The organism is Thioclava marina (assembly GCF_002020135.1).
Classification (GTDB): Bacteria; Pseudomonadota; Alphaproteobacteria; order Rhodobacterales; family Rhodobacteraceae; genus Thioclava; species Thioclava marina.
In genome coordinates, this window is the sequence record NZ_MPZS01000003.1 from 564,386 (window position 1) to 576,659 (window position 12,274).

The following is a 12,274-nucleotide window of genomic DNA, read 5'->3' on the forward strand; positions in this document are numbered from 1 at the left end:
GCTTGGCTATGGATCATTTTCTTCTCTCGGGCGCCCCGGAAGGGTTCGACGCGGCTCTGCTCGCCAAGGAACTCGCCAAGGGTAAATCGGTCATCCATGTCGCGCGCGACGACCGCCGGCTGGCGGCGATGCGCGGGGCATTAGCGTTCTTCGCGCCTCATGCCGTGGTGCTCGATTTTCCGGCTTGGGATTGTCTGCCCTATGATCGGGTGTCGCCCAATGCCGATATTTCGGCCACGCGGATGGCGACGCTGGCCGCTTTGTCGGCAGGCATGCCCGGGCCTTTCGTGCTGCTGACGACGCTATCGGCGGCGATGCAGCGCGTGCCCGCGCGCGAGGTACTGGCGGGGGCGAGCTTCTCCGCGCAGGTCGGCAAGCGCGTCGACGAGGGCGCCTTGCGCGACTTCCTCGTCCGCATGGGCTTCTCGCAAGCCTCGACCGTGTCCGAGCCCGGCGACTACGCGATCCGGGGCGGCATCATCGATATCTTCCCGCCGGGTGAGGGCGGGCCGGTGCGGCTCGACCTGTTCGGTGATGTGCTGGATGACGCGCGCCGCTTCGATCCGGTGAGCCAGCGCACGACCGAAAAACTGAAGGGCGTCGAACTGGCCCCTGTTTCCGAGGTCATTCTCGACGAGGCCTCGATCACGCGCTTCCGGCAGAATTACCGCATCGAGTTCGGTTCGGGCGGCGCGGAAGACCCGCTCTACGAGGCGGTCTCGGCTGGGCGCAAACAGGCGGGCATGGAGCACTGGCTGGGCTTTTTCCACGAACGCCTCGAGACGCTGTTCGACTATCTGCCGGATGCGACCGTGATGCTCGACGACCAGATCGGGCCGCAGCAGGAAAGCCGCTGGGAGGGGATCGAGGACCAATACGATACCCGCCGCGAGGCGATGACCCGGCGTGATCGGCTGGATTCGGTCTACAAGCCCGCGCCTCCGCAACTTTTGTATTTGGATCCAGAGGGTTGGAGCGCGGTGTTGAAGCCGCTGCGTGTGCTGCGCCTGCAAGTGATCCCGGCCCCGCCGGGACCGGGCGTGCTGAACGCGGGCGGCAAGATCGGACGCAATTTCGCGCCTGAACGTAAAGTCGAGAATGTTAGCCTTTTCAGCGCGTTGAAGGATCATGTTCAGGCGCGTCTGGCCAATGGCCCGGTGGTGATTGCATCGTGGTCCGAGGGTGCGCGCGAACGTCTCAAGGGCCTGATGGAGGACGAGGGCCTGATCGGCGCGAAGCTGATCTCAGACGCGCGCGAGATCGGGCCGGGGGTGAACCTCACCGTCTGGCCGCTCGATGAGGGGTTCGAGGCGCCGTATCAGGATATGCGCGACGGCAAGGACCTCACGGTCATCTCCGAACAGGACGTGCTGGGCGAACGCCTCGTCTCGCGCCCCAAACGCAAGCGCAAGGCCGAGAATTTCCTGACCGAGCACACGACGCTATCGCCCGGCGATCTGGTTGTGCATGTCGATCACGGGGTGGGCCGTTACAAGGGGCTGGAAACCGTCACCGCGCTCGGCGCGCCGCATGACTGCGTTCTGCTGGAATATGCGGGCGGGGATCGGCTTTATCTGCCGGTCGAGAATATCGAACTGCTCAGCCGCTACGGCCATGAAGAAGGTCTGCTCGACAAGCTCGGCGGCGGCGCGTGGCAGGCCAAGAAGGCCAAGCTGAAGGAGCGCATCCGCCAGATCGCCGACAAGCTGATGCGGATCGCGGCAGAACGGCATCTGCGGCAGGCGCCCATTCTGGAAGCCCCGCATCACGAATGGGAGGCTTTCGCCGCGCGCTTCCCCTATACCGAGACCGACGATCAGATGACCGCGATCGAGGATGTCGTGGACGATCTGAAATCGGGCACGCCGATGGATCGTCTCGTGGTGGGCGATGTGGGCTTTGGCAAGACCGAAGTGGCGATGCGGGCCGCCTTCGTGGCCGCGCAATCGGGCATGCAGGTCGCGGTGATCGCGCCGACCACGCTGCTCGCGCGCCAGCATTACAAGACCTTTGCCGAGCGTTTCCGGGGCACCGCACTCAACGTCAAACCGCTGAGCCGCTTCGTCTCTGCCAAGGAGGCGGCGAAGACCCGTGAGGGGCTCCGCGATGGCACGGTCGATATCGTGATCGGCACCCATGCGGTGCTGGCTAAGACGGTCAAATTCGCCAATCTCGGCCTGTTGATCATCGACGAGGAGCAGCATTTCGGCGTGCAGCACAAGGAACGCCTGAAGGAGATGCGCTCCGAGATCCATGTTCTCACGCTGACGGCCACGCCGATCCCGCGCACGCTGCAACTGAGCCTCACGGGTGTGAGAGATCTGTCGATCATCGGCACGCCGCCCGTCGATCGCCTCGCGATCCGCACCTATGTGAGCGAGTTCGACACGGTCACGATCCGCGAGGCGCTCTTGCGCGAACATTACCGCGGCGGGCAGAGCTTCTATGTCGTGCCGCGGATTTCCGATCTTCCCGAAATCGAGGAGTTTCTGCAAAGCCACGTGCCGGAGGTGAAATATCTCGTGGCGCACGGGCAAATGGCCGCCGGTGAACTCGACGAGCGGATGAACGCCTTCTACGACGGCAAATACGATGTGCTGCTCGCGACGACGATCGTCGAGAGCGGCCTCGACATCCCGACCGCCAACACGATGGTCGTGCACCGCGCCGACATGTTCGGCCTGAGCCAGCTTTACCAGATCCGGGGCCGGGTGGGACGCGCAAAGACTCGGGCCTATTGCTACCTGACGACGAAGCCGCGCATGCCGCTGACGCCGCAGGCCCAAAAGCGGCTGCGGCTCTTGGGATCGCTCGACAGCCTTGGGGCCGGGTTCAACCTCGCCTCGCAGGATCTCGATCTGCGCGGGGCGGGGAACCTGCTTGGCGAAGAGCAATCCGGCCATATCAAGGAAGTCGGCTACGAGCTCTACCAGGCGATGCTGGAAGAGACGATTGCCAAGCTGAAATCGGGCGAGCTGACCGAGACGGCGGATGGCGACTGGTCGCCGCAGATCAATCTCGGCGTGCCGGTGATGATCCCGGAAAGCTATGTGCCCGATCTCGATGTGCGACTGGGGCTTTATCGCAGGCTCTCGAGCCTGACCACCAAGGTCGAGCTGGAGGGCTTTGCCGCAGAGCTGATCGACCGTTTCGGTGAGCTGCCCAAAGAGGTCAACACGCTGCTGCTGGTCGTGCGGATCAAGGCGATGTGCAAACGCGCGATGATCGCCAAGCTCGATGCCGGGCCGAAAGGCGCGACGGTCCAGTTCCACAATGACAAGTTCCCGAACCCCGCAGGTCTCGTGGAATTCCTGACAGCACAGCGCGACCTGGCCAAAGTGAAGGACAATCGCCTGATCGTTCGGCGCGACTGGAAGAACGACAAGGACAAGATCAAGGGGGCCTTTGCGATCGCCCGTGATCTCGCCGAGAAGGTCATCGCGGTCCAGAAGAAAAACTGAGGCCGCGCATCGCCTGAGGCGGATGATCGATCCGGGGATGACATACGAAAAAGGGCGGCCTGCGGGCCGCCCTGTTCGCTCTGGCTCTTGCCGGAGATTATTTCTTTTCGTCCACCGGGGCGGGCGCGGGCTCGGCCATCGGAGGGGCGAGCTTGGGCGTGCCCTGACCGTTTTGCAGCGGGTCGTCCTGACGCTGCACCGAACCTTCGAAATGCGCACCGCTCTCGATCGCGATGGTCTTGTGAATGATGTCGCCTTCGACGCGGGCGGTCGAGGTCAGGCGGACCTTGAGGCCACGCACGCGGCCCACGACGCGGCCATTGACCACCACGTCATCGGCGGTGATCTCGCCCTTGATCGTGGCGCTCTCGCCGACGGTCAGCAGGTGGGCACGGATATCGCCTTCGACCACGCCTTCGATCTGGATGTCGCCGGTGGTCTTGATGTTGCCCGTGATCGTCAGGTCCGACGACAGCACCGAGGGCGCGGGCTTCGCGCGCGGCGTGGCGCCGGGCGTGTAGTCGGTCGCGGGGCGCGTGGGCGCAGCCGAGCTTTCCGGGGTTTTGGGTTTGTCACCCTCGGCCTTGGGGCCGGGCTCATGGATTTTGCTCTTAGAAAACATTCTTACCAGCCTTGATGAAGGTCATCGGATTGATTGCCTTGCCACTGATCCGGATCTCGTAGTGGAGATGCGGTCCGGTGGAGTGCCCGGTATTGCCCATATCAGCAATCCAGTCCCCTTGCGACACCTTTTGCCCCACTTTCACGCGGATTTTGTTCAGGTGGCCGTATCGGGTGGTGATCCCGAACTCGTGGCGGATCTTGATCAGGTTGCCGTAGCCGCGTTCCCATTCGGCCGCGATCACGACACCATCGGCAGGGGCGTAGATCTTCGTGCCGATCGGGGCGGCCATATCCACGCCTTCATGCATCCGACCCCAGCGCCAGCCGAAGGGCGAGGAGAAGCGGAAAGAGGATTTCACCGGCATCGCGAACGGCAACTGGTCCACCGCGATGCGATACATGTTCATTTCATCGAGCTTGCGCAGGATCGACTCGGCACGCGCGGTATCGCCGTCGAGATCCGCCGAGCCCTTGGTCGAGAGCGAGACCGGGGTCAGCGGGCCGCCGGTGCCCGAATAGCCGCGCTTGATCTGCGCGAGCACGTTGTCAGGGTCCATACCCGCCTGCTTGAACACCTTGTCGAGCGGCTCCATCGAGATTTTCACGGCCCCTTCGAGCGTGGTGAAGATCTCATCGTTGCGCTGCTCCATCAGGCGCTTTTCAAGCGCGATCTTGTCCATCTCGTATTGGGCGCTCTGGGCGTCCTGCGCCGCGGTGTCGCGTTCCTTGGCGGTCTCGCCGAGGGCTGCGGTCAGCATGTCGACGGTCTTGGCCATGTCCTCGGCGCGCGCGACGGGGGTGGGGCCGGAGTCGGCCCCCTTGCCCTCGGCCTTCGCTAGCGCGAGGCGTGCGGTGTCACGCTCGTCCATGGTGCGGCGCAAGGTCGACTGGATCACGCTGATCCCGGTCTCGAGCTCGCGGCGGCGCTCTTCCGAGGCGAGAAGGGCGGATTGCATCTTCGAGACCTGCTGAAGCGCGGTCTGGAATCGGTCCTGCGCAGCCAGCGCCTCGGCGGCACGGCTGTCGCGTTCCTTCGAGAGAATGTCGAGGCGACGCTCGAAGGCGACCTTCGCGACCTTGTCGTTCTGCGCGGCCCCGCCCGAGGAAATCCCGTCGATGAAGAGCATCGCCGAGGCGACGGTCGACCACAGGAACAGCCCGGAGCCTACGGCGAGAACACTTGCCTGGGTCAGGGGGCGCAACCGGATGAACCGGGTCGCACTGTCCGATTTCATGAACAGTCGCTGTTCGGGAAGCCAACGCTCGAGGCGAGTGTTCAGGCGGTCGAGGATGCGTCTGGGCAAGCCGGTCGGTCCTGTGTTGTTTCAGATCGAGGAAGGCACGGAGGCCGTCTGCAAACATGGGCAGGGAGGACCTGTCGTCGCTGGGGATAACTTCCTCCGCCCGGTTGAAGAGGGATTAGCAAGGGGGGGCGGCCCGGGCAACCGCTTTTGCCCAAGCATCGGGCAGGAGTTCCCTCACGCGCTTGGGATGGGCGGTTTTCTGCCGAAAAATGTGCCTTTTCAGGCGGGTTTCGCCGTGCCGATCGCGCGACTTTCACCTTCGCGCGATCGGCAGTTTGGGTCGGCAAAAGATGGACTCAGGCCAGCGCGCGCGCCGCGTCGAGCACCTCTTCAGCGTGGCCCTTCACTTTCACTTTCGGCCAGACCTGCGCCACGATGCCATCCTTTCCGATCAGAATGGTCGAGCGAACGATGCCCCAGAAGGTCTTGCCATACATGGATTTTTCAGCCCACGCGCCATAGGCTTCGCAGGTCTCCCCGCCATCGTCTGAGGCAAGGTAAATCCCGAGGTCGTGCTTGGCGCAGAAATTCTCGTGCTTCTTGAGGCTGTCTTTCGACATCCCGATCACGACGACACCTGCGGCGGCGAACTCGCCCGCGAGCCGGCTGAAATCGAGAGCTTCGGTGGTGCAGCCCGGCGTGTTGTCCTTGGGGTAGAAATACAGCACGACGGGATGGGGCAGCGCGTCCGAAAGCCGCAGCATCCCGTCTTCCGTGATCAGATTTCCCAATGCTCCGAGCGCATTGCCCCCGGTTGCGGGAAGGGTGAAGTCCGGCGCTTTTTCGCCTGTCTGGATCACTTTGATGTCTCCTTCGCAGATCGGGGCTTACTTTCGTGCCCGCATTGGGCAAGAATTAACCACGAGGCAGGAGACTGGGGCAAGGCCAACCCGCCCCCGCTGGATGGCCCGATCGGGCAATCACGGGAGGAACGGGAGCCACCCGAATGAAGGCGATGGAGCAAGACCGCCCCTCTGACCCCGCGATGGGGTCGCCGCGCAAGGACGCGGCTGCCGCGGCTGAGAGAATGCCGCCGAAGGCGGATGCGTATCTTCTGGAAAATCCCGTTTTGTCAGAGAGTTCTGAGGAGACGTTCGAGTCCTCCGCGCGGCGCGGTCGCACCGGTCTGCTTCTGCTCCTGACGCTGCCGGTACTTGCTCTGGCCTCGATTTTCGCCTGGCTCGTGATCACCCATCAACCTGTCTCGGCGCCGGGCTGGATCGTCGCGCAGTTGCAGGCGCGCGCCAATGCGGCGCTCGAGGGGCGGATGAAAGTGACGCTCGCGGGCGGGATCGATCTCTTCGTCGACGAGGGGCTGCGGCCGCGTGTCCGGTTCAAGATGGTGCAGCTCGACCGGCCCTCGGGCCTGCCGATCGCCGTTCTGCCCGAGCTGCGTGCGACGCTCTGGAGCGAGCCGCTTCTGCGCGGCAAGGTCGTGCCGCGGTCGTTCCGGATCCGCGGCGCGAGCCTCGCGCTGCATCGCCTGCCCGACGGACGGCTGGATCTGGATCTCGGCGGTGGCGACATGTTCGGGGCGCTCAATCTCAACAATGTCTCGGACGCCGTGGAGGCCTTCGAGACGGTGTTCGAGGTTCCGGCGCTGTCCAAGCTCGAGACGGTGACCGCCGAGGATGTCGAGTTGCGCCTGATGGACGAACGGCTCGATCGGTTGTGGAAGGTTTCGCAAGGGCGGTTCAAGTTGAGCCAGACGCCGGAAGAGATTTCCGTCGCCCTCGGCTTCGACGTCGCCGGTGAGTCCTCAAAACCCGCGCAGGTCGCGGTCTCGATGACCACCGAAAAGGCGAGCCGCGAGGCGAGTTTCGGCGCCGCCGTGACGGCGCTTCCCGCACGCGATCTCGCGGTGCAATCGCCGGCGCTGGCCGCGCTTGGTGTGCTTAACGCGCCGATCTCGGGGGCGCTGCGCTCGGGTCTCGACGACAGGGGCGAGCTGACCGGCATGAACGCCATGCTCGAAATCGGCGCCGGTGCGATCCGCCCCAATGAGGGCGTGCGCCCGATCGCGATCGAAAGCGGCAAGCTTTACCTCAGCTATGATCCCCTACGGCAGCGCGTCGAGGTGTCGAACCTTGAAATCAAGAGCCGCGCGGTTCGCCTGCATGCCGACGGGCTGGCCTATCTGCGGGACCTGCGCAACGGTGTGCCGCAGGAATTGCTGGGCCAGATCGCGATCTCCAATCTCGAACTCGACCCCGCGGGCCTCTTCGATACGCCTGTGCGTTTCGATCAGGGCGCGGTCGATTTCCGGCTCGCGCTCGATCCTTTCCGTGCCGAGGTCGGGCAACTCGAACTCAACGACGAAGGCGACACGACGATCAGCGCGAAGGGGCAGCTCTCGGCGCAGCCCGATGGCTGGAAAGTCTCGCTCGACGCCGGGATCGACCAGATCGACCAGACCAAGCTGCTCGCGCTCTGGCCGCCGGTGGTCGTGCCGAAGACCCGCGACTGGCTGGAGCAGAACGTGACCACGGGTCAGTTGCGCAATGTCCATGCCGGGTTGCGCCTGGTGCCGGGACAGGAGCCCAAGCTCGGTCTTGGCTACGAGTTTCGCGGGGCCGATGTGCGGGTGCTCAAGACCCTCCCGCCGGTGCAGCAGGGCAAGGGGTTCGCGAGCATCATCGACACGCGCCAGGCGCTGAAGGTCGAGGAAGGCCATGTCACCGCGCCCTCGGGCGGGCGCATCGAGGTCGCCGGGACGGAACTGATCGTGCCCGATATCCGCATCAAGCCCGCGCCCGCCGTGGTGACGCTGGTCACCCGCTCGCCAATCCCCGCGGCGCTGTCGTTGCTTGACCAGCCGCCTTTCGAGTTCCTGAGCAAAGCCGGGATGAAGACCGATATCGCGAGTGGCTGGGCCGAAGCGCGTTCGGTCATCCGTCTGCCGCTCAAGCCGCGCGTGCCGGCCGAAGAGATCGGCTTTGACGTGACCGCGCGGATGACCGAGGTGAAGAGCGACGTTCTCGTGCCGGGCCGCGAATTGCGCGCCGATGCGCTGACCCTCAAGGCCGTTAATGCGGGGATGGTGATCTCCGGCAAGGGCACGCTGTCGGGCGTGGCCTTCGACGGCGCGTGGGACCAGCGTTTCGGCCCCGAGGCCAAGGGACGCTCGGAGGTGAAGGCTGTAATCGAGGTGACGCCCGATGCGCTCGATGCTTTCGGCGTGGGCCTGCCACGCGGCATGGTGGCGGGCAAGGGCAACGGGCAGATAGACCTCGCGCTGCGCAAGGACGAGGCGACGCGCTTCACCTTCGAGAGCGACCTTGCGGGGCTGCGCCTGTCGCTCCCCGAGATCGGTTACGCAAAGGGGCCGGGCACGAAGGGATCACTGACACTGTCGGGCACGCTCGGTCAGCCTCCGGCGATCGAGAGCCTCGCCTATACCGCGCCGGGGTTGCGCGCGGCGGGCGATGTGAGCCTCGTCAGGGATGGCGGCCTCAACCGTGCACGGTTTTCCGATCTGCGCATCGGCAACTGGTTTGCCGGCAGCGCCGATCTTGTGGGGCAGGGCAAGGGGCGCGCGGTCAATGTGCAGGTCAATTCCGGCAGGCTCGATCTGGCGAAATCCGATTTCGGCTCGGGGGCTGGCGGTTCGGGCGGAGGCTCGGGCGGCGGCGGAGGGACCGCGATCACCGCGTCTCTCGACCGTGTCCAGATCACCGATGCAATCGCGCTCACCGGGTTCCGTGGCGATTTCTCCACCCGCGGCGGGTTCGCGGGCAATTTCCAGGCGCTGGTCAATGGCGGCGCGCCGATCGCGGGCACGTTGATCCCGGCGGCTGGGGGACGTGTCGCGATCCGCGCGCAGGCATCCGACGCGGGGGCGGTGCTGAAGGCTTCGGGGATCTTCACCAAGGCGCGCGGCGGGCAGGGGACGCTCGTTCTGACCCCGCGCGATCGCAAGAGCTATGACGGCGAGGTTAAGATCGCCAACCTTCGCGTGAAGGACGCACCGGTGCTCGCCTCGCTCCTGTCGGCGGCTTCCGGCGTGGGACTTCTCGAGCAGCTCGATGGCGAGGGGATCGTCTTCTCCACGGTGGATGGCGCCTTCCGCTTGACGCCCAACGGGGTCAGCGTCACAAGGGGCGCCGCCGTAGGGGCCTCGATGGGTGTGACGATGACGGGCAACTATTACCCGGACAGCAAGAAGCTCAACATGAAGGGGGTGATCTCTCCGTTCTATCTGGTGAACGGGATCGGTCAGATCATTTCCAAGGCGGGCGAGGGGCTGTTTGGCTTTAACTACTCGCTGCGCGGGTCGTCTGATGCGCCCAAGGTCTCGATCAACCCGCTCTCGGTCCTCGCGCCGGGCGCGATGCGCGAGATGTTCCGCTCCGGCCCGCCTGAAGTGCTGAGCGAATAAGGTTCTTTCCAATGAAACTCGAGGATTTCGACTTCGACCTGCCCGAGGGTCTGATTGCCACGCGCCCCGCACGGCCCCGCGACGCGGCGCGCCTGCTGCTGGCTCAAGGTGACACGATCACTGATTTGCATGTGCGCGACCTGATCGACATTTTCCGGCCCGGCGATCGTCTGGTGCTCAACAACACCAAGGTGATCCCGGCGCGCCTTTCGGGAACGCGCACCCGGCAGAGCGCTCAGGGCGAGGTGACCGCGAAGGTCGAGGTGACACTCTTGGAACCAGCGCCGGGCGGTGAATGGACCGCGCTCGCCAAACCCCTGCGCAAGGTCAAGGATGGCGAGACGATCGTGTTTTCCGAGAAGCTCTCGGCGGAGGTCGTCGCGATCGAGGACGGGCAGCTGCGCATAGCCTTCAATCTCGAGGGCGACGATTTCGACGAAGCGCTCGCCGAGGCCGGTGCGATGCCGCTGCCGCCCTATATCGCGGCACTGCGTGCGCCTGACGAAGAGGACAAGCGCGACTACCAGACCGTGTTCGCGCGCCATTCCGGTGCGGTGGCCGCCCCGACCGCGAGCCTGCATTTCACCCGCGAACTGCTCGAAGCGCTGGCCGCGAAAGGGGTCGAGTTCACCGAGGTGACCCTCCATGTCGGCGCGGGCACGTTCCTGCCGGTCAAGGTCGAGGACGTGACCACCCACAAGATGCATGCCGAATGGGGCGAGGTGAGCGAGGCCGCCGCCGCCGAGATCAACGCAACGAAAGCGGCGGGCGGCCGGGTGATCCCGGTCGGCACCACCGCGCTGCGCCTGATCGAGAGTGCGGCGCGCGCGCCGGGTGGCGCCAAGGGCCATATCGTGCCGTTTCGCGACGCGACCGACATCTTCATCTATCCCGGCTTCGACTTTCGCATCACGGACGCGCTGATGACGAATTTCCACCTGCCGAAATCCACGCTGCTGATGCTGGTCTCGGCCTTGATGGGACGCGAGCGGATACAAAAGATTTACGCGCATGCGCTTGAAAAACGTTACAGATTCTTTTCCTATGGCGATGCGTCGCTTCTGATCCCGTAAGGTCGGATACAGACCTGTTCTTCGCGACGCGCCGCCCTAGATGCCGAGGCTCGGGACGGCGCAGACCCACGCGCCTGACCGCAGGCCAAACCTGAGGGACGTTTCGATGTTGTTAGTGCTGCGCCAGACCTGGCCGCTTTTGCTTGGGATCATGCTCCTGATGGTGGGCAACGGGATGCAGGGCACGTTGCTCGGCATCCGGGGCAATATCGAGGGCATCGACACCTTCTACATGTCGCTCGTGATGTCGGCCTATTTCGCGGGCTTCCTGTTCGGCTCACGCATGGTGCCCGAGATGATCGCGCGGGTAGGACATGTGCGGGTCTTCGCAGCACTCGGCTCGCTGATCTCGGCGGTGCTGGTGCTCTATGCCGCCTTCCCGAACTGGCCCGCCTGGGTGGCGATGCGGGTGCTGATCGGGTTTTCCTTCTCGGGGGTCTACATCACCGCCGAGAGCTGGCTGAACGCAAGTGCCACGAACGAGACGCGCGGGCAGGCGCTTTCACTTTACATGATGATGCAGATGATCGGGATCGTCGCAGCCCAGGCGCTGCTGAACGTGGGCGATCCGGCGGGCTATTTCCTTTTCGTTATCCCCTCCGTTCTGGTGTCGCTCTCGTTCACGCCGATCCTTCTGTCGGCCTCGCCTGCGCCGAGTTTCGAGACGATCCAGCGCATGACCTTCAAGCGGCTCTGGGAAGCTTCGCCGCTTGGCATGGTGGGGATCTTCCTGCTCGGCGGGATCTTCTCGGCGATGTTCGGCATGGCGTCTGTCTGGGGCACTGCCGAAGGGCTCAACGTCAAGCAGATCTCGACCTTCGTCGCGGCGATCTATGTGGGCGGGATGATCCTGCAATATCCCATCGGCTATTTCTCGGACCGGATGGACCGGCGCGTGCTGATCGCAGGCACGGCGCTTTGCGGCGCGGTAGTGATGCTCGCCGCCTTCATCTTCAGCCCGCCATTCTGGCTGTTGCTGGTTGCGGGCGCGCTGATCGGGGGCGTGGCCAACCCGCTCTATTCGCTGCTGATCGCCTACACGAACGACTATCTCGACAATTCCGACATGGCCGCTGCCTCGGCGGGGCTGATGTTCACCAACGGGGTGGGCGCGGTCGCGGGGCCGATGGTCACCGGCTGGCTGATGGGGGTCGTGGGGCCGGGCGGGTTCTTCCTCTACATGGGGGTTCTCTGCGCGGGGATCGCGGGCTATGCCGTCTGGCGGATGACACGGCGCGCAGCCCCGTCGGCAGACGACACCAGCACTTATGCGGTTCTCTCGCCCACGGCGACGGCGGTGGCGGTCGAGGCGGTCCTCGAGGTCGCTCAGGAAGAGGCCAGCTCGGACGAGGAGACGCGCCCGGACGCGGCCTGATCCGTTTCGGCTTTGCCCATCGCGCGCCATGCCCTACCATTGATCCGGGTTGCGGCAGG

The 12,274-nt window shown here is 64.7% G+C and carries 7 protein-coding genes; 4 read left to right on the top strand and 3 right to left on the bottom strand.

The features are described from left to right. The first annotated feature begins 8 nt into the window (after positions 1–8). Positions 9–3,461: a transcription-repair coupling factor gene (gene mfd / locus BMG00_RS16885; protein ID WP_078575203.1), complete on the top strand. Its 3,453-nt coding sequence runs from the start codon at positions 9–11 to the stop codon at positions 3,459–3,461. Between the two features lie 97 nt (positions 3,462–3,558). Here the strand turns inward: mfd and BMG00_RS16890 are convergent, their stop codons facing one another. The 3 genes from BMG00_RS16890 to BMG00_RS16900 all read right to left on the bottom strand — a co-directional run bounded on the left by BMG00_RS16890 (position 3,559) and on the right by BMG00_RS16900 (position 6,189). Beyond that, on the bottom strand, positions 3,559–4,083 hold the full coding sequence (locus BMG00_RS16890) for a bactofilin family protein (RefSeq protein ID WP_078530542.1): 525 nt from the start codon (positions 4,081–4,083) through the stop codon (positions 3,559–3,561). Next, positions 4,073–5,389, bottom strand: coding sequence for a M23 family metallopeptidase (locus tag BMG00_RS16895; protein ID WP_093470181.1), 1,317 nt, complete (start codon positions 5,387–5,389; stop codon positions 4,073–4,075). The genes BMG00_RS16890 and BMG00_RS16895 overlap by 11 nt, the downstream gene beginning before the upstream one ends. Positions 5,390–5,685: 296 nt before the next feature. After that, positions 5,686–6,189: a peroxiredoxin gene (locus tag BMG00_RS16900; RefSeq protein ID WP_078575204.1), complete on the bottom strand. Its 504-nt coding sequence runs from the start codon at positions 6,187–6,189 to the stop codon at positions 5,686–5,688. A 146-nt stretch (positions 6,190–6,335) separates the two neighbouring features. On the opposite strand from BMG00_RS16900, the gene BMG00_RS16905 reads away from it, so the two are divergent. The 3 genes from BMG00_RS16905 to BMG00_RS16915 all read left to right on the top strand — a co-directional run bounded on the left by BMG00_RS16905 (position 6,336) and on the right by BMG00_RS16915 (position 12,215). Then, positions 6,336–9,767 carry a YhdP family protein gene (locus BMG00_RS16905; protein WP_078575205.1) on the top strand — a complete coding sequence of 1,144 codons (3,432 nt, stop codon included), beginning with the start codon at positions 6,336–6,338 and terminating at the stop codon, positions 9,765–9,767. 11 nt (positions 9,768–9,778) lie between these two features. Next, entirely contained in the window at positions 9,779–10,840 is a 1,062-nt protein-coding gene (gene queA / locus BMG00_RS16910; protein ID WP_078575206.1) for a tRNA preQ1(34) S-adenosylmethionine ribosyltransferase-isomerase QueA, read from the top strand. Positions 10,841–10,946: 106 nt separating this feature from the next. After that, a complete protein-coding gene (locus BMG00_RS16915; RefSeq protein ID WP_078530537.1) occupies positions 10,947–12,215 on the top strand; it encodes an MFS transporter in 1,269 nt (422 codons plus the stop codon). Positions 12,216–12,274 lie beyond the last annotated feature (59 nt).

What these genes read in the sequence shown, in the direction of transcription:
- BMG00_RS16915 (WP_078530537.1), top strand. Translation starts at nt 10,947, where the DNA reads ATGTTGTTAGTGCTGCGCCAGACCTGGCCGCTTTTGCTTGGGATCATG.
- BMG00_RS16905 (WP_078575205.1), top strand. Translation starts at nt 6,336, where the DNA reads ATGAAGGCGATGGAGCAAGACCGCCCCTCTGACCCCGCGATGGGGTCG.
- queA (WP_078575206.1), top strand. Translation starts at nt 9,779, where the DNA reads ATGAAACTCGAGGATTTCGACTTCGACCTGCCCGAGGGTCTGATTGCC.
- BMG00_RS16890 (WP_078530542.1), bottom strand. Translation starts at nt 4,083, where the DNA reads ATGTTTTCTAAGAGCAAAATCCATGAGCCCGGCCCCAAGGCCGAGGGT.
- mfd (WP_078575203.1), top strand. Translation starts at nt 9, where the DNA reads ATGGATCATTTTCTTCTCTCGGGCGCCCCGGAAGGGTTCGACGCGGCT.